The organism is Pseudomonas sp. RA_15y_Pfl1_P11 (assembly GCF_963970975.1).
Taxonomy (GTDB): domain Bacteria; phylum Pseudomonadota; class Gammaproteobacteria; order Pseudomonadales; family Pseudomonadaceae; genus Aquipseudomonas; species Aquipseudomonas tritici.
The window spans coordinates 194,980-211,054 of the sequence record NZ_CAXAOY010000008.1 but is presented as its reverse complement, the minus strand read 5'-3'; the positions used below and the strand labels follow the sequence as shown (position 1 = coordinate 211,054).

Here is a 16,075-nt window from a genome sequence, read left to right as displayed (position 1 = left end):
TAGATGGAGTGGTTTATGGCGGATACGCGTCGTTGGGTGTGGCTTGGCGGGATTGTCCTGCTGTGTGTATTTGTGTTTCTGCTGCATTCGATCCTGACGCCGTTCCTGGTTGCGTTGCTGCTCGCGTACCTGTTCGATCCCATGGTGGATCGCCTGGAAAAGGCTGGCTTGTCGCGTACCTTGGGGGTAGTGGCAGTGTTTGCGCTGTTTACCTTGATCATCACGGCATTGGTGTTGGTGTTGTTGCCAATGCTGGCCAAGCAGTTGTATCGCTTGTATGAACTGGCGCCGCAGATGCTCGATTGGCTGCAGCACACGGCGGTGCCGTGGGCCCAGGCCAAGCTCGGGCTGTCGGACGGCTTCTGGAAGTTCGACAAGATCAAGGCGGCCATCAGCGAACACATGGGCCAGACCACCGATATCGTCGGTGTCATCCTCAGCCAGGCAACTGCATCCAGCCTGGCGCTGATTGGTTGGTTGACCAACCTAGTGCTGATCCCGGTGGTGGCGTTCTACCTGCTGCGCGACTGGGACATTATGATGGCCAAGATCCGCAGCCTGCTGCCGCGCGATCGTGAGGAGCGCATTGTTTCCCTGGCAGGCGAGTGCCATGAGGTGTTGGGCGCGTTTGTGCGTGGCCAACTGCTGGTGATGCTGGCGCTGGGCATCATCTATGCTGGCGGCTTGATGGCGATCGGTCTGGAGCTGGGCCTATTGATCGGCCTGATCGCCGGCCTGGCCGCTATCGTGCCGTACATGGGCTTTGTGATCGGTATCGGCGCGGCGCTGGTGGCCGGGCTGTTCCAGTTTGGCGGCGACCTGTACCCGATGCTGGGGATTGTCGCGGTGTTCATGGTCGGCCAGGCGCTGGAAGGCATGGTGCTCACGCCGTTGCTGGTGGGCGACCGGATTGGTCTGCACCCGGTGGCGGTGATCTTTGCGATCCTGGCGGGCGGTGAGCTGTTCGGGTTTACCGGCATCCTGATGGCACTGCCGGTGGCGGCAGTGATCATGGTGCTGGTGCGCCATATGCACGATCTGTACAAGGATTCGGATGTGTACACCGGCGTTGTAGACCCCGAGCTGTAACCGCTTCGTAACAAACCCGGTCCTGGCCGGGTTTGTTGTTTCTGGAGCAGCAGCGCCAAACAATCTGCGCAAATCCAACAAGTTAACGCAAACCTTTGATTTTGCTTGTGGTCTGCTGCATTGTGCGCCCGGCGTCACGGGTATAAACTTTGCAGACTTTTCACAGAGGCCACTAACGGTTCGTTTGGAGCCGTTCAGTCAGCATGAAACCGATTCAGCTGCCCTTGGGTGTGCGTCTGCGTGATGACGCCACCTTTATCAACTACTACCCAGGCGCCAATGCCGCTGCACTCGGCTATGTCGAGCGGCTCTGCGAAGCCGACGCCGGGTGGACCGAAAGCCTGATCTATCTGTGGGGCAAGCACGGCGTAGGGCGTACTCACCTGTTGCAGGCCGCGTGCCTGCGTTTCGAGCAGATGGGCGAGCCAGCGGTTTACCTGCCCCTGGCTGAGTTGATGGACCGTGGTATCGGCATCTTCGACCACCTCGAGCAATACGAGCTGGTGTGCCTGGACGATCTGCAAGCGATCGCCGGCAAGGCGGACTGGGAAGAGGCGCTGTTTCACCTGTTCAACCGCCTGCGTGACAGTGGTCGGCGTTTATTGATTGCCGCCTCGACTTCCCCACGTGAACTTCCGATCAAGCTGGCTGACCTCAAGTCGCGTCTGACCCTGGCGCTGATCTTCCAGATGCGCCCGCTGTCCGACGAGGACAAGCTGCGCGCCTTGCAATTGCGCGCATCGCGTCGCGGCCTGCATCTCACCGACGAGGTGGGGCATTTCATCCTCACCCGTGGCACGCGCAGCATGAGCGCTTTATTCGAGTTGCTCGAGCAGCTCGATCAGGCTTCCTTGCAGGCTCAACGAAAATTGACGATTCCTTTCCTGAAAGAAACGTTGGGCTGGTAACCCATTGAATTGAAGGGGGTCGGCAATTTTCAGGCGCCAAAAAACCTGCGTTTGAGCCGAATTGGCCACGCATTTGAACCGATAAATGGAATGACGGCTTAGATGGCATAGTCCAATCGGGAAGTCACATAGACCACGATTGAATTTGCAAATCGATGTGATAGAAGGCATAGTCTCGGCTTCTTTACATACCAGCCACGGTCGTGCCCATGCTAAATCGCTTCGCACCCCTCGTGCCTCTCGCACTCGTTACCCTGTTGTTTGGTTGCGCATCCCACCCTCAACAGGTGGCAGAACAGCAAAAACCACAGGTTCAAAACCAGGCCAAATTTGTTGCTGCACAGTCTGCTTCTGTTTACGAAGAAGAGCTGGCAACTGAAAAAGAACTGGCCGATTTCTCCGGCAGCAAGCCTTACCAGCTTCCAGTTCTCGCCGACAGCATCCTCGAACGCGGCATGTCCCTGATCGGTACCCGTTACCGTTTCGGCGGTACCTCCGAAGCCGGTTTTGACTGCAGCGGTTTCATCGGCTACCTGTTTCGTGAAGAGGCGGGCATGAACCTGCCACGCTCCACTCGCGAAATGATCAACCTGAATGCACCGTTGGTCTCGCGCAACAACCTCAAGCCCGGTGATCTGCTTTTCTTTAGTACGGCTGGTCGTGGTCGCGTCAGCCATGCTGGTATCTACTTGGGCGATAACCAGTTTATCCACTCCAGTAGCCGTCGCAGTGGCGGTGTTCGAGTCGACAACCTGGGCTCCAGCTACTGGAGCAAAACCTTCATCGAAGCCAAGCGCGCACTCGCCATGGCCCCGACGACGGTTACCGCTAGCAAGTAAACTTAAAGTGATACTTGAAGTTTGAGGTGTAAGCGCTAGAATCCCTGGACATTGTTGTAATCCGTTCGCGCGAGCTTTGCTTGCGCGTTCTGGTTTTCAGCGTTCGGCAGCGAAAAGCCGCATCCAGACCAGGATTGTTCTGCACATGTCGACCTCGGCCCGCCTGATTCTTATTGTTTGCGCCGCGCTGCTCAGCGCCTGTGCAAGCCGCCCACCGCCGCCCGCGCCTGTCGCGGTGAAGCCTAAGCCGGTGTTCAACTATTCCACCCAGAATTTCTCGCCTGTGGCTGAAGATGTGCTCTTCCGCGCGCTGGGCCTGGTCGGCACGCCTTATCGTTGGGGCGGCAACACGCCGGACTCCGGGTTTGATTGCAGCGGTTTGATTGGTTTTGTGTTTCGCGACGCTGCCGGCATCTCGCTACCGCGTACTACCCGTGAACTGATCGTGATGCGCGCCCAGGATGTCAGCGAGCAGAACCTGCAGACCGGCGACCTGCTTTTCTTCGCCACCGGTGGTGGTTCACAGGTCAGCCACGCCGGGATCTACGTGGGGGAAGGGCGCTTTGTACATGCGCCGCAGACCGGTGGTACGGTGAAGTTGGATACTTTGTCCAAGGCGTATTGGCAGAATGCTTACTTGAGTGCAAAGCGTGTGTTGCCGGCGAATCTGGCGCGGAATCCCTGAAAGCAGCGATAAGCTTCAAGTTGCAAGCTGCAAGACGGTGCAGCGCCACCTTGCAGCTTCAAGCTTAAGGCTTGCTGCTCCGCTATCTAGCGGCCGACACCCGCCACACCTTATTCCCTACATCGTCCGCCACCAGCAAATCCCCCTGCTGATCAATCACCACGCCCACTGGGCGGCCCATGGCGTTCTCGTCCTTATCGAGGAACCCGGTCAGCACGTCCACCGGCTGCCCTTTAGGCTGCCCGCCTTCGAACGGCACGAAGATCACCTTGTAGCCACTGTGCGGCTTGCGGTTCCACGAACCATGCTGGCCGATAAACGCGCCGTTGCTGAATTGCGCCGGGAGTTTGCTGCCCTCGGCGAATGTCAGTCCCAAGGATGCGGTGTGTGGGCCTACCGCGTAGTCCGGCGCAATCGCCTTGGCCACCAGGTCCAGATTCTGCGGTGTGACCCGCACATCGACGTGCTGCCCGTAATAACTGAACGGCCAGCCATAGAAGCCGCCATCCTTGACCGAGGTGATGTAGTCCGGCACCAGGTCGCTGCCGATTTCGTCACGCTCGTTGACCGCCGTCCACAGCTTGCCGCTCTGCGGCTCCCACGCCATACCGTTCGGGTTGCGCAGGCCAGAGGCGAAGATGCGGTGCTCGCCGCTGGCGCGGTCGACTTCCCAGATTGCCGCCCGGCCTTCTTCCGCTTGCAGGCCGTTTTCACCGACGTTGCTGTTGGAGCCCACGCTCACATACAGCTGGGTGCCGTCCTTGCTGGCCACCACGTTTTTCGTCCAGTGGTGATTCAAAGGCCCGCCCGGCAGGTCGACGACTTTGGTACCGGCTTGCTTGATCGCGGTGTCTCCCGGTTGATAGGGGAAGCGCAGCAGCTTGTCCGAGTCAGCAACGTACAGGTCGTTGCCGACCAGTGTCATGCCAAATGGCGAATTGAGATTCTCCAAGAACACCGTGCGCGTCTCCGCGACACCATCGTGGTCGGCGTCACGCAGTAGCGTGATGCGATTCGGGCTCGGCACCCCGGCGCCAGCGCGGCCCATGACTTTCTCCATGACCCAGCCACGAATGCCCTTGGAATCATCCGGCTTGGGCGGCGCGTTGGTTTCCGCCACCAGTACATCGCCATTAGGTAACACATACAACCAGCGCGGATGGTCCAGGCCTTCGGCAAACGCCGCAACCTGGGTACCGGCGGCGGCCGTTGGCTTCACGCCCTCGGGCCAGCCGATGGCGGGGGCGATATTGACGGTGGGGATCAGGGTTTTGTTCGGTTCCGGCAACTTGGGCGAAGGCCCGGTACCGTCAGAGACCTGGAGGGTGGAGCTTTCACCGCAGGCGGCGAGGCTGCCGGCGACCAGGATGAGTAGGGCAAGTCTTGTTTTATGCATGGTGTTCTCCTTATACCTGTAAGGGTAGAGGCGAACGGCGGTGCGATGGTTCAAGTGCAAGGTCAGCTTTCATTGACGCTCCACCCCCAACCCACTAACCTTCGCGGCTTGTTCCAGGTGCTCTGTGACCTATGGGTCGACCGAGTGAAACAGGGAAGCCGGTGAGTGAGCGCACTTGTACACAGTGCTGCCGCGATTCCGGCGCTGCCCCCGCAACGGTAGATGAGTCAAGACGCTGCCTTTTGCCACTGTATCGCCTCGCGATATGGGAAGGCGCAACGTCGGCTTGCTCGCTCTTTCAATCAAGAGAGGAGCGCCACTCATGAGCCCGGAGACCGGCCTGGTACATCCAACAGCATCACGGTGGGCGATGCTTGGCTGTCTGTTTTTCTTTTTTCCTGCCCGCCGTTTTTGTCCAGCCCCAACGGAGAGCTGCCATGACCGATTCCCCCGACCGCGACGAACGCCACCTGGCGCGCATGCTGCGCAAAAAAGCCGTGATCGACGAACGCATCGCCAACTCCCCCAACGAGTGCGGGCTGCTGCTGGTATTGACCGGCAACGGCAAAGGCAAGAGCAGCTCCGCATTCGGCATGCTGGCCCGGGCCATGGGCCATGGTATGCAGTGCGGTGTGGTGCAGTTCATCAAGGGGCGCTACAGCACCGGTGAAGAGTTGTTCTTCCGCCGATTCCCCGAGCAAGTACGTTTCCACATCATGGGCGAAGGCTTCACCTGGGAAACCCAGGATCGCCAACGTGACATCGCCGCGGCCGAAGCCGCCTGGGCGGTGTCCCGCGAACTGCTGCAAGACCCGAGCATCGGTATGGTCGTGCTGGATGAGCTGAACATCGCCCTCAAGCACGGCTACCTCGAACTGGACCAGGTGCTCAGTGACTTGCAGGCCCGCCCGCCGATGCAGCACGTGGTGGTCACCGGCCGTGGCGCCAAGCCCGAGTTGATCGAAATGGGTGACACCGTCACCGAAATGGGCATGCTCAAGCACGCGTTCCAGGCCGGTATCAAGGCACAGAAGGGCGTCGAACTTTGAATCAGCCCCGTCATTGCCCGGCCGTATTGATCGCCGCACCGGCGTCCGGCCAGGGCAAAACCACCGTCACCGCCGCGCTGGCCCGATTGCACCGCAACCTGGGTCGCAAGGTGCGCGTTTTCAAATGCGGCCCGGATTTCCTCGACCCGATGATCCACGAGCGCGCCAGCGGTGCGCCGGTGTATCAATTGGACATGTGGATGGTGGGCGAGCAGGAAAGTCGCCGCCTGCTGTGGGAAGCGGCGGGCGAGGCGGACCTGATCCTGATCGAAGGCGTGATGGGCTTGTTTGACGGCACACCGTCCAGTGCCGACCTGGCACGACACTTCGGCGTGCCGGTACTGGGCGTGATCGACGGCACGGCCATGGCCCAGACCTTTGGCGCCCTGGCATTGGGCCTGGCGCGTTATCAGCCGGACTTGCCGTTCGCTGGGGTGCTGGCCAACCGCGTTGGTACGCTGCGCCATGCGCAATTGCTGGAAGGCAGCCTCACCGAAGGCCTGCGCTGGTACGGCGCGTTGTCCCGTGAGACCGGTATAGAGCTGCCTAGCCGTCACCTGGGACTGGTGCAAGCCAGCGAACTGAATGACCTTGATGTGCGCCTGGACACCGCTGCCCAAGCCTTGGGCAGCAGTTGCGAAGTGGCTTTGCCGCCGCCGGTCGCCTTTGCAGCACCGGAAGTGATCGAGGCCGAGCCACTGCTAAATGGCGTGCGTATTGCGGTGGCCCGCGACGAAGCCTTCGCCTTTACCTACGGCGCAAGCCTTGACCTGTTGCGGGCCATGGGCGCGGAGCTGAAGTTTTTCTCGCCCATTCACGATCGCGTATTGCCTGATGCCGACAGCCTCTACTTGCCCGGCGGTTACCCGGAGCTGCATCACCAGGCGCTGTCGGAAAACACCCCGATGCTCGACGCGATCCGCGCTCACCATGCGGCCGGCAAACCCTTGCTCGCCGAATGCGGTGGCATGCTCTACCTGCTGGACTCGCTCACCGATGTCGACGGCACCCGCGCCGAACTGGTGGGCCTGTTGCAGGGCGATGCGGTGATGCAAAAGAAACTGGCGGCCCTGGCGCTGCAAAGTGTCGAGTTGCCGGAAGGCACGCTGCGCGGTCACACCTATCACCATTCCCTGACCAGCACCGACTGGCAGCCGATTGCCAGGGGTTTGAGCCCCAATGGTGGGCGCGGTGCCGAGGCGGTTTACCGTCAGGGACGGATGACGGCTTCTTACGTGCATTTTTATTTTCCGTCGAATCCAGCCGCTGTAGCCGCACTGTTTGCGCCAGGCCGGGATGTCGCTATCGCAGGCAAGCCACACACATCGACAGTGTTAACAGATCAAAATGTGGGAGGGGCGGTGCGACGATTCGACTTGCCCGCGATGAGGCCATGACTGACAACGCCTTTCCCGAAGCCGACCGCCAAGCCGTCTACCGCGCCATCGCCGAACGCCGTGACATGCGCCACTTCAGTGGCGGCACTGTCGCCCCCCAATTGCTGCACCGTCTGCTCCAGGCCGCGCACCAGGCCCCCAGCGTCGGTCTGATGCAACCTTGGCGTTTCATCCGCATCAGCGATCGCCAACTGCGTGGGCAGATTCAGCAGTTAGTAGAAGAAGAGCGCATACGCACCGCCGAAGCCCTGGGCGAGCGCTCCGACGCGTTCATGAAGCTCAAGGTCGAAGGCATCCACGACTGCGCCGAAGTGCTGGTGGCGGCGCTGATGGATGATCGCGAGCGGCACATCTTCGGCCGTCGTACCTTGCCGGAAATGGACATGGCCTCGCTGTCCTGTGCCATTCAGAATCTGTGGCTGGCCGCGCGTGTCGAGGGCCTGGGCATGGGCTGGGTCTCGTTGTTCGAACCCCAGGCCCTGGCCGATCTGCTCGGTTTGCCGCCCGGCGCGAAACCCCTGGCCGTGTTGTGCCTGGGGCCGGTAACGGAGTTCTACCCGGCACCGATGTTGCAACTCGAAGGCTGGACCGAGCCTCGGCCGCTGAGTGATATGTTGTATGAGAATGTGTGGGGAGTGAGTCAATGAGTGTGGCCTTGCTGTGCGTCGCTGCAGTGGCGCTGGATGCGCTGCTGGGCGAACCCAGGCGCTGGCATCCGCTGGTGGCATTCGGCAATTTCGCCGGGCGCATCGAGCAACGTTTCAACACCGGTGGCCGTGGCTGGCGCAGCCATGGCGTGACCGCGTGGTTTATCGCCGTAGTGCCGCTGACCCTGCTGGCCACGGCGTTGTCGTGGGCGCCGTATATCGGCTGGGTAGTGGAGATTCTGGCGCTGTATTGCGCCCTCGGCATGCGCAGCCTCGGCGAGCATGTGATCCCGGTGGCACAGGCCCTGCGCAGCGATGACCTGGAGGCAGCGCGCAAGCGCGTGAGCTACCTGGTCAGCCGCCAGACCAGCGAACTGGACCGTACTGAAGTTGCCCGAGCCGCCACCGAATCGGTGCTGGAAAACGGCAGTGACGCAGTCTTCGCCGCGTTGTTCTGGTTCGTGGTGGCGGGCGTGCCGGGCGTGGTGCTTTATCGCCTGAGCAATACCCTCGACGCCATGTGGGGTTATCGCAACGAACGCTTTGAGCGCTTTGGTTGGGCTGCGGCAAAAATCGACGATGTGCTGAACTACATTCCGGCACGCCTGGTCGCCTTGACCTATGCCGTGCTCGGCAAGACCCGTCTGGCGCTCAAATGCTGGCGCACCCAAGGCCCGACCTGGGACAGCCCCAACGCCGGCCCGGTGATGGCTGCCGGTGCAGGCGCGCTCGGCGTTGAGCTGGGCGGTGCGGCGATCTATCACGGTGAAGTGCATCAACGTCCGCCACTGGGCGAAGGCCAGGCGGCGGATGCGGACGCCATCGACCGTGGCTGGCAACTGGTGCAGCGCGGCGTATGGTTGTGGCTGTTGATCCTATGCGTCGGGGGGCAGTTTTATGCTTGAGCACGGTGGCCGGCTGCGCAAGGCAGCGATTCAGTACGGAATTGCCGAAGCTGACTGGCTCGACCTGTCCAGCGGCCTGGCGCCCTGGCCCTGGCCGATCCCCGAGATCCCGCTGCGCGCCTGGGCGCGTCTGCCGGAAGCCGATGACGGCCTGGAGCAGGCCGCCAGCGAGTATTACGGCGCGGCGCATCTGTTGCCAGTAGCTGGCTCCCAGGCGGCGATTCAGTTGCTGCCACGTCTGCGTCGCGCCGGCAAAGTCGGGGTATTGTCGCCGTGCTATGCCGAACACGCCGAAGCCTGGCGCCGCGCCGGTTACGTAGTGCGCGAAGTGCTGGAGCAGGAAGTCGACTTCTTTCTTGATGGCCTTGACGTATTGGTGGTGGTCAATCCCAACAACCCCACCGGCCTGAGCCTGAACCCGCAACGCTTGCTGGACTGGCACTCGCGGCTGGCCCAGCGCGGCGGCTGGTTGGTGGTGGACGAAGCATTCATGGACGTGACCCCGGAATTGAGCCTGGCGGGCCAGGCGCATCAGGTCGGCCTGATTGTGCTGCGCTCGTTCGGTAAATTCTTCGGCCTGGCCGGTGTGCGACTGGGCTTCGTACTGGCCGAGCGCAAGCTGCTCAAGTTGCTGGCCGAGCAGGTTGGCCCTTGGGCGGTCAGCGGGCCGACGCGGGTGCTGGGCCAAATCTGCCTGCGCGACACTGCCGGGCATGCGCAGCAACGCGCGCGCTGCATCGAGGCGAGCCAGCGCTTGTTTACTACGCTGGAGCGCCACGGCTTTCAACCTCAGGGCGGTTGCGCCTTGTTCCAGTGGCTGATCACGCCGCACGCCGAACGCATGCATGAATTCATGGCCCAGCGCGGCATCCTGCTGCGCCTGTTTGTCCATAACAGCAGCTTGCGTTTTGGCCTGCCGGATACCGACGCCGACTGGCAGCGCCTGGACGAAGCTCTGGCCGCCTATAAGGACGCGACATGAGTACGTTGATGGTGCAAGGCACGACGTCCGACGCCGGCAAAAGCACCTTGGTGACGGCGCTGTGTCGCTGGTTGGTGCGCCAGGGTGTGCCAGTGGTGCCGTTCAAGCCACAGAACATGGCGCTCAACAGCGCCGTGACGGCCGAGGGCGGCGAGATCGGTCGTGCGCAAGCGGTGCAGGCCCAGGCGGCCAACTTGGCGCCGCACACCGATATGAACCCGGTGCTGCTCAAGCCCAACAGCGACACCGGTTCCCAAGTGATCATCCACGGCCGCGCTGTTACCAGCATGAACGCGGTGGCCTATCACGACTACAAAGCCATCGCGATGCAGGCGGTGCTGGCCTCCCACACACGGTTGAGCCAAGCCTACCCCGTCGTGATGGTGGAAGGCGCGGGCTCCCCGGCGGAGATCAACCTGCGCGCCAATGACATCGCCAACATGGGCTTTGCCGAAGCAGTGGATTGCCCGGTGCTGCTGATCGCCGATATCAATCGCGGCGGGGTGTTTGCCCATCTGGTCGGCACCCTTGAACTGCTTTCGCCCAGCGAGCAGGCACGCGTCAAAGGCTTCATCATCAATCGATTTCGCGGCGACATTGCGTTGTTGCAACCGGGCCTGGACTGGCTGGAAGCGCGCACCGGCAAACCGGTGGTGGGCGTATTGCCCTACCTGATGGACCTGCATCTGGAAGCTGAAGACGGCATCGATCAGCGCCAGATCGATAAGGCTGCGCAGGTACTCAAGGTGGTGGTACCGGTGTTGCCGCGCATCAGCAACCACACGGATTTCGACCCGCTGCGTTTGCATCCCCAAGTGGACTTGCAATTCATCGGGCCAGGCCAGCCGATCCCTGCTGGCGACCTGATTATCCTCCCTGGCTCGAAAAGCGTGCGCAGCGACCTGGCCTATCTGCGTGCCAACGGTTGGGACAGCGCCGTGGCGCGGCACTTGCGCTACGGCGGCAAAGTGCTTGGCATCTGCGGCGGCTTGCAGATGCTCGGCGAGCAGGTGCATGACCCGCTGGGCCTGGAAGGGCTTGCCGGCTCCAGCGAGGGCCTTGGGTTATTGGCGTTCAGCACCACCTTGGAAGAAGAGAAACAGCTGCGCAACGTATGCGGGCGTCTATTGCTGGAAGATGCCGACGTCAGCGGTTATGAGATCCATGCGGGCGTGACTTCCGGCGAGGCTTTATCGAATGCCGCTGTGCTTCTCGATGACGGCCGCAGCGATGGCGCGCAAAGTGCGGACGGGCAGATCATCGGCACTTACCTGCATGGCGTGTTCGAAACCCCGGCCGCGTGCAGTGCGCTGCTGCGTTGGGCGGGGTTGCAGGATGTGCAGGAGGTCGACTACCACGCCTTGCGCGAGCGCGATATCGAGCGCCTGGCCGACTTGGTGGAGAACCACCTGGACACCGAGCTGTTACGCAAACTGTGCGGGATTTAATGGTGCACATACTGTCCCCCTGTGGGAGCTGGCTTGCCTGCGATGGCATCAACCGGGTCTCCCTGATACGCCGAGGTGACTGCATCGCAGGCAAGCCAGCTCCCACATTTGACCGCGTTGTAAATAAAGGTGTGACGCTATGCTCCAACTGATCCTCGGCGGCGCCCGTTCCGGCAAAAGCCGTCTTGCCGAAAAACTCGCCAGCGACAGCGCTTTGCCGGTCACTTACATCGCCACCAGCCAACCTTTGGATGGCGAGATGAATGAGCGTGTCGCCTTGCATCGTCAACGTCGCCCCGACCATTGGGGCCTGGTCGAAGAGCCCATCGAACTGGCGCGTGTGCTGCGCGAAAACGCGGCTGCCGAGGGCTGCCTGCTGGTGGATTGCCTGACCCTGTGGCTGACCAATCTGCTGATGCTCGAAGACCCGAAGCGCCTGGCTCTGGAGCGCGATCAACTGCTGCAAACCCTGGCCTCGCTCCCGGGTGAAATCATTTTTGTCAGCAACGAGACCGGTCTGGGTGTCGTGCCGCTGGGCGAATTGACTCGCCGCTATGTGGATGAAGCCGGTTGGCTGCATCAAGCCTTGGCCGAGCAGTGTCAGCGTGTGGTCCTGACCGTTGCCGGCCTGCCCCTGACTTTGAAAGGTACTGCGTTATGACTGACACCTGGTGGCTCAACCCGTGTAAGGCGAGTGATGCTCAAGTGTATGAACAAGCCCTGGCGCGCCAGCAGCAATTGACCAAGCCGGCCGGTTCCCTCGGCCGGTTGGAAGCGCTGGCGGTGCAATTGGCCGGCTTGCAGGGTCAGGTCAAACCGTCGGTGGATCAGCTGTGGGTCGTCATCTTCGCCGGTGACCATGGCGTGGTCGCGGAAGGCGTGTCGGCATTCCCCCAGGAAGTCACTGGGCAGATGCTGCATAACTTTGTCACGGGTGGCGCGGCCATCAGCGTGTTGGCGCGGCAGCTGGGTGCGCAGTTGGAAGTGGTCGACCTTGGCACGGTGAATCCGTCCCTGGACCTGCCCGGTGTACGTCACCTGAATATTGGCGCGGGCACCGCAAACTTCGTCAACGGTCCGGCGATGACCGAGGTCCAGGGGCAATTGGCCCTGCAAGCCGGACGCGACAGCGTGCATCGTGCATTGGCAAGCGGTGCGCAGTTGTTTATCGGCGGCGAGATGGGCATCGGCAACACCACCGCTGCCAGTGCGCTAGCGTGTGCCTTGCTCGACTGCCAGGTCAGTGATCTCACGGGGCCGGGCACCGGATTGAATGCCCAGGGCGTTAGCCACAAGGTGGCCGTGATCGAACGTGCACTGGCGTTACACGCCGGACGGCGCGGTGATGCATTGCCTACCCTGTTCAATCTCGGCGGCTTTGAGATTGCCGCCCTGGTGGGCGCGTATCTGGCTTGTGCTCAAGAAGGCATCGTGGTGCTGGTGGATGGGTTTATCTGCACTGTCGCCGCGCTGGTCGCGACGCGCTTGAACCCGGCGTGCCGGGAGTGGCTGATGTTCGGCCATTGTGGTGCCGAGCCAGGTCATCGTCATGTGCTGCAAAGCCTCGACGCGCAACCGCTGCTGGACCTGGACCTGCGCCTGGGCGAAGGCAGTGGCGCAGCGCTGGCCGTGCCGTTGTTGCGCCTGGCCTGTGCGCTGCACGGGCAGATGGCGACCTTCGCCGAAGCCGCCGTGGCAGGCCGCCCGGCATGACCTTGCGCCTGGACCTGCTGCGACACGGCGAAACCGAGCTGGGCGGCGGCTTGCGTGGCAGCCTGGACGACGCACTCACCGCCAAGGGTTGGGCGCAGATGCGCGCGGCGGTAGTGGAGCAGGGGCCGTGGGACCGCGTGGTCAGTTCGCCGCTGCAACGGTGCGCGCGGTTTGCCGATGAATTGGGCGCTCAGCTCAATTTGCCGGTAACGCTGGAAAAGGCACTGCAAGAACTGCACTTCGGCGCCTGGGAAGGGCAGAGCGCGGCGGCCTTGATGGAGACCGACGCCGAAGGGCTGGGCCTGTTCTGGGCCGACCCCTACAGTTTCACGCCGCCGGAAGGGGAGCCTGTCAGTGACTTTTCCGAGCGCGTGTTGGGTGCTGTCGCACGCCTGCACCAGACTTATGCGGGTGAGCGCGTGCTGTTGGTCACTCATGGCGGCGTGATGCGCCTGTTATTGGCACAGGCACGCGGTTTGCCCCGGGAGCAACTCTTGAATGTCGAAGTCGGTCACGGTGGGTTATTCAGCCTGCAAGTTTGTGCTGACGGCGTGCTAAAGGCGCTGGCGTGATCATGCTGCCATTCTGGATCGCCCTGCAATTTCTCAGCAGCCTGCCGATTCGTCTGCCGGGCATGCCGCAGCCTCAGGAACTGGGACGCTCACTGCTGTTTTATCCGGTGGTCGGCGTATTGTTTGGTTTGCTGTTGTGGGCTTTGAACACCGCGTTGATGGGCGCACCGTTGTTATTGCATGCGGCGCTGGTGCTGACGGCCTGGGTGTTGCTCAGCGGCGGCCTGCACCTGGACGGTCTTGCGGACAGCGCCGATGCCTGGCTGGGGGGCTTCGGCGACCGCGAGCGTACGCTTACGATCATGAAGGACCCGCGCAGCGGGCCGATTGCCGTGGTCACCCTGGGGTTGGTGCTGCTGCTCAAGTTCACCGCCTTGGTGGCCTTGATCGAGCAACATGACGGCGTAGCGCTGATCCTGGCGCCGCTGATCGGACGCGCATCGATGCTGGCGCTGTTTCTGACCACGCGCTATGTGCGTGCCGGAGGATTGGGCCAGGCGTTGTCGGATCATTTACCGAGGATCGTCGGCCAACAGGTACTGATCCTCAGCGGCCTGGCCTGCATCCTGATCGGCGGCTTCAGGGGTGGGCTTGCGGTATTGCTCGCTGCAATCTGCTTCATGGGCCTGCGCCGACTGATGGTCAATCGCCTGGGCGGCACCACGGGTGACACCGCTGGCGCCTTGCTGGAACTGCTGGAAGTCGCTGTTCTGGTCGCTCTGGCGCTGTAACACTTTCTTGCATTTCATTAATCGCGGGTATATACACGTTCCATGCTGGCCTCCCAATGTTTATGTACCAACCTGCGACGTGCCGCCCGTGGCGTCAGCAGGCATTACGACGGCGCCCTTGATGGCTTCGGGATCAACGTCGCCCAGTATTCGTTGCTGTGTAACTTGCAGCGGCTCGATCAGCCGAGCATCTCCAGCCTGGCGGAAGCCATGGGACTTGACCGCAGCACCTTGGGGCGCAACCTTCGGGTGTTGGAAGGCGAAGGCCTGGTGCAACTGGTGGAAGGCGATGACCTGCGCAATCGCCTGGTGATGCTGACAGCGGACGGTGAGGCACGACTCGCTGCAGCTTTACCCGCCTGGGAGGCGGCGCAGCAAAAATTGATCGATCAACTCGGCGCGCAAAAACGCGAAACCTTGTTGGCCTTGCTGGACGAACTCGCCTGAACGCGGGGTTGTTCGACTATAAGCGGGTATATACCCGCGAGCGGAGAATAAGAAATGAGTTCCATGTGGCGCACCAGTGGCTGGATTCTTGTGGGGAGTGCGCTGATCCTGGCACTGTCGTTGGGTGTGCGGCACGGTTTCGGCCTGTTCCTGGCGCCGATGAGCAGCGAGTTCGGCTGGGGCCGTGAGACCTTCGCCTTTGCGATCGCTTTGCAGAACCTGATCTGGGGTTTGGCGCAGCCGTTTACCGGCGCCCTGGCCGATCGGTTTGGTGCCACTAAAGCAGTGTTTGTTGGTGGCATCCTGTACGCCGTTGGCCTGGTGTTGATGGGCATGTCTGATTCGGCCTGGTCGTTGTCGCTCAGCGCTGGCTTGTTGATTGGTATCGGGCTGTCCGGCACGTCGTTTTCCGTGATCCTTGGCGTGGTCGGCCGGGCCGTGGCGCCGGAAAAACGCAGCATGGCGATGGGCATCGCGAGTGCTGCCGGTTCGTTCGGTCAGTTCGCCATGGTGCCGGGCACACTGGGTTTGATCAGTTGGCTGGGCTGGTCCGCCGCATTGCTTGCGCTGGGCTTGATGGTGGCACTGATTCTGCCACTGGTCGCCATGCTCAAGGACCGGCCACTGCCGGTGATGGCCGGTCAGCAAACCTTGCGTGAAGCCTTGAAGGAAGCGTGCTCTCACTCCGGGTTCTGGCTGTTGGCCTTTGGCTTTTTTGTTTGCGGTTTCCAGGTGGTGTTTATTGGCGTGCACCTGCCGGCGTACCTGGTGGATCAGCACTTGCCAGCCACCACAGGCACCACGGTGCTGGCACTGATCGGGCTGTTCAATATCTTCGGTACCTACACCGCTGGCTGGCTCGGCGGGCGCATGTCCAAGCCGCGTTTGTTGACAGGGTTGTACCTGCTGCGTGCGGTGGTGATCGTGGTGTTTCTGTGGGCGCCGGTTACCGAAGTTACGGCCTATGCGTTTGGTATGGCGATGGGCTTCCTGTGGCTGTCCACCGTGCCGCTGACCAACGGCACCGTCGCGACGTTGTTTGGTGTGCGAAACCTCTCCATGCTTGGTGGGATAGTGTTCCTGTTCCACCAACTCGGTTCGTTCCTGGGGGGCTGGTTGGGTGGGGTGGTCTATGATCGAACGGGTAACTACGATTTGATCTGGCAGGTGGCAGTTCTGTTAAGCCTGCTCGCCGCGGCGTTGAACTGGCCGGTGCGTGAGCGGCCAGTGGCGCGATTGCAGGCGCAGATGGAGGCGGCATGAGCAT

17 protein-coding genes and 1 riboswitch are annotated in these 16,075 nt (G+C 61.8%); of the genes, 16 read left to right on the top strand and 1 reads right to left on the bottom strand.

Translation table 11 applies throughout. The features are described 5' to 3' along the window. Positions 1 to 15: 15 nt before the first annotated feature. From AACY44_RS13250 to AACY44_RS13235, 4 genes are all read left to right on the top strand, one after another. The gene (locus AACY44_RS13250) at positions 16 to 1,089 is read left to right on the top strand and encodes an AI-2E family transporter (RefSeq protein ID WP_339416683.1); all 1,074 of its coding nucleotides are present in this window, start codon (positions 16 to 18) and stop codon (positions 1,087 to 1,089) included. Positions 1,090 to 1,292: 203 nt separating this feature from the next. Then, positions 1,293 to 1,997, top strand: a complete 705-nt coding sequence (gene hda / locus AACY44_RS13245) for a DnaA regulatory inactivator Hda (RefSeq protein ID WP_305433881.1) — start codon at positions 1,293 to 1,295, stop codon at positions 1,995 to 1,997. A gap of 209 nt (positions 1,998 to 2,206) precedes the next feature. Next, the gene (locus AACY44_RS13240; RefSeq protein ID WP_339416680.1) at positions 2,207 to 2,836 is read left to right on the top strand and encodes a C40 family peptidase; all 630 of its coding nucleotides are present in this window, start codon (positions 2,207 to 2,209) and stop codon (positions 2,834 to 2,836) included. Positions 2,837 to 2,981: 145 nt separating this feature from the next. After that, positions 2,982 to 3,521 (top strand): C40 family peptidase, encoded by a 540-nt coding sequence (locus AACY44_RS13235; protein ID WP_339416679.1) that lies wholly within the window; start codon positions 2,982 to 2,984, stop codon positions 3,519 to 3,521. Positions 3,522 to 3,603: 82 nt separating this feature from the next. Here AACY44_RS13235 and AACY44_RS13230 read toward each other — a convergent pair whose 3' ends face one another. Further along, positions 3,604 to 4,917, bottom strand: coding sequence for a PQQ-dependent sugar dehydrogenase (locus tag AACY44_RS13230; RefSeq protein ID WP_339416678.1), 1,314 nt, complete (start codon positions 4,915 to 4,917; stop codon positions 3,604 to 3,606). Positions 4,918 to 5,015: 98 nt separating this feature from the next. Beyond that, positions 5,016 to 5,275, top strand: a riboswitch (cobalamin riboswitch). A gap of 79 nt (positions 5,276 to 5,354) precedes the next feature. Between AACY44_RS13230 and cobO the strand changes: the two genes are divergently transcribed. The 12 genes from cobO (at position 5,355) to AACY44_RS13170 (ending at position 16,071) form a co-directional block, all read left to right on the top strand. Further along, positions 5,355 to 5,966: a cob(I)yrinic acid a,c-diamide adenosyltransferase gene (gene cobO / locus AACY44_RS13225; protein ID WP_339416677.1), complete on the top strand. Its 612-nt coding sequence runs from the start codon at positions 5,355 to 5,357 to the stop codon at positions 5,964 to 5,966. After that, a complete protein-coding gene (locus AACY44_RS13220; protein ID WP_339416676.1) occupies positions 5,963 to 7,363 on the top strand; it encodes a cobyrinate a,c-diamide synthase in 1,401 nt (466 codons plus the stop codon). The genes cobO and AACY44_RS13220 overlap by 4 nt, the downstream gene beginning before the upstream one ends. Beyond that, the gene (gene bluB, locus AACY44_RS13215; RefSeq protein ID WP_339416674.1) at positions 7,360 to 8,010 is read left to right on the top strand and encodes a 5,6-dimethylbenzimidazole synthase; all 651 of its coding nucleotides are present in this window, start codon (positions 7,360 to 7,362) and stop codon (positions 8,008 to 8,010) included. Before AACY44_RS13220 ends, bluB begins: the two co-directional genes overlap by 4 nt. Next, on the top strand, positions 8,007 to 8,915 hold the full coding sequence (gene cbiB, locus AACY44_RS13210) for an adenosylcobinamide-phosphate synthase CbiB (protein WP_339530396.1): 909 nt from the start codon (positions 8,007 to 8,009) through the stop codon (positions 8,913 to 8,915). Before bluB ends, cbiB begins: the two co-directional genes overlap by 4 nt. Next, on the top strand, positions 8,908 to 9,897 hold the full coding sequence (gene cobD, locus AACY44_RS13205; protein WP_339438383.1) for a threonine-phosphate decarboxylase CobD: 990 nt from the start codon (positions 8,908 to 8,910) through the stop codon (positions 9,895 to 9,897). The genes cbiB and cobD overlap by 8 nt, the downstream gene beginning before the upstream one ends. Next, positions 9,894 to 11,345 carry a cobyric acid synthase gene (locus AACY44_RS13200; protein WP_339530393.1) on the top strand — a complete coding sequence of 484 codons (1,452 nt, stop codon included), beginning with the start codon at positions 9,894 to 9,896 and terminating at the stop codon, positions 11,343 to 11,345. Before cobD ends, AACY44_RS13200 begins: the two co-directional genes overlap by 4 nt. A 139-nt stretch (positions 11,346 to 11,484) precedes the next feature. Further along, a complete protein-coding gene (gene cobU / locus AACY44_RS13195) occupies positions 11,485 to 12,006 on the top strand; it encodes a bifunctional adenosylcobinamide kinase/adenosylcobinamide-phosphate guanylyltransferase (protein ID WP_339427399.1) in 522 nt (173 codons plus the stop codon). Then, entirely contained in the window at positions 12,003 to 13,058 is a 1,056-nt protein-coding gene (cobT, locus tag AACY44_RS13190; protein ID WP_339438381.1) for a nicotinate-nucleotide--dimethylbenzimidazole phosphoribosyltransferase, read from the top strand. The genes cobU and cobT overlap by 4 nt, the downstream gene beginning before the upstream one ends. Continuing rightward, the gene (cobC, locus tag AACY44_RS13185) at positions 13,055 to 13,630 is read left to right on the top strand and encodes an alpha-ribazole phosphatase family protein (protein ID WP_339436323.1); all 576 of its coding nucleotides are present in this window, start codon (positions 13,055 to 13,057) and stop codon (positions 13,628 to 13,630) included. The genes cobT and cobC overlap by 4 nt, the downstream gene beginning before the upstream one ends. A gap of 2 nt (positions 13,631 to 13,632) precedes the next feature. Then, the gene (locus AACY44_RS13180; RefSeq protein ID WP_339436322.1) at positions 13,633 to 14,361 is read left to right on the top strand and encodes an adenosylcobinamide-GDP ribazoletransferase; all 729 of its coding nucleotides are present in this window, start codon (positions 13,633 to 13,635) and stop codon (positions 14,359 to 14,361) included. A 42-nt stretch (positions 14,362 to 14,403) separates the two neighbouring features. Beyond that, positions 14,404 to 14,808, top strand: a complete 405-nt coding sequence (locus AACY44_RS13175) for a MarR family winged helix-turn-helix transcriptional regulator (protein ID WP_049712119.1) — start codon at positions 14,404 to 14,406, stop codon at positions 14,806 to 14,808. 63 nt (positions 14,809 to 14,871) lie between these two features. Next, the gene (locus AACY44_RS13170) at positions 14,872 to 16,071 is read left to right on the top strand and encodes an MFS transporter (protein ID WP_339416771.1); all 1,200 of its coding nucleotides are present in this window, start codon (positions 14,872 to 14,874) and stop codon (positions 16,069 to 16,071) included. Positions 16,072 to 16,075 lie beyond the last annotated feature (4 nt).

Bases quoted from the DNA above. Each gene is read 5' to 3' on its own strand.
- AACY44_RS13250 (WP_339416683.1), top strand. From the start codon at position 16: ATGGCGGATACGCGTCGTTGGGTGTGGCTTGGCGGGATTGTCCTGCTG.
- hda (WP_305433881.1), top strand. From the start codon at position 1,293: ATGAAACCGATTCAGCTGCCCTTGGGTGTGCGTCTGCGTGATGACGCC.
- AACY44_RS13240 (WP_339416680.1), top strand. From the start codon at position 2,207: ATGCTAAATCGCTTCGCACCCCTCGTGCCTCTCGCACTCGTTACCCTG.
- AACY44_RS13235 (WP_339416679.1), top strand. From the start codon at position 2,982: ATGTCGACCTCGGCCCGCCTGATTCTTATTGTTTGCGCCGCGCTGCTC.
- AACY44_RS13230 (WP_339416678.1), bottom strand. From the start codon at position 4,917: ATGCATAAAACAAGACTTGCCCTACTCATCCTGGTCGCCGGCAGCCTC.
- cobO (WP_339416677.1), top strand. From the start codon at position 5,355: ATGACCGATTCCCCCGACCGCGACGAACGCCACCTGGCGCGCATGCTG.
- bluB (WP_339416674.1), top strand. From the start codon at position 7,360: ATGACTGACAACGCCTTTCCCGAAGCCGACCGCCAAGCCGTCTACCGC.
- cbiB (WP_339530396.1), top strand. From the start codon at position 8,007: ATGAGTGTGGCCTTGCTGTGCGTCGCTGCAGTGGCGCTGGATGCGCTG.
- cobD (WP_339438383.1), top strand. From the start codon at position 8,908: ATGCTTGAGCACGGTGGCCGGCTGCGCAAGGCAGCGATTCAGTACGGA.
- AACY44_RS13200 (WP_339530393.1), top strand. From the start codon at position 9,894: ATGAGTACGTTGATGGTGCAAGGCACGACGTCCGACGCCGGCAAAAGC.
- cobU (WP_339427399.1), top strand. From the start codon at position 11,485: ATGCTCCAACTGATCCTCGGCGGCGCCCGTTCCGGCAAAAGCCGTCTT.
- cobT (WP_339438381.1), top strand. From the start codon at position 12,003: ATGACTGACACCTGGTGGCTCAACCCGTGTAAGGCGAGTGATGCTCAA.
- cobC (WP_339436323.1), top strand. From the start codon at position 13,055: ATGACCTTGCGCCTGGACCTGCTGCGACACGGCGAAACCGAGCTGGGC.
- AACY44_RS13180 (WP_339436322.1), top strand. From the start codon at position 13,633: ATGCTGCCATTCTGGATCGCCCTGCAATTTCTCAGCAGCCTGCCGATT.
- AACY44_RS13175 (WP_049712119.1), top strand. From the start codon at position 14,404: ATGCTGGCCTCCCAATGTTTATGTACCAACCTGCGACGTGCCGCCCGT.
- AACY44_RS13170 (WP_339416771.1), top strand. From the start codon at position 14,872: ATGTGGCGCACCAGTGGCTGGATTCTTGTGGGGAGTGCGCTGATCCTG.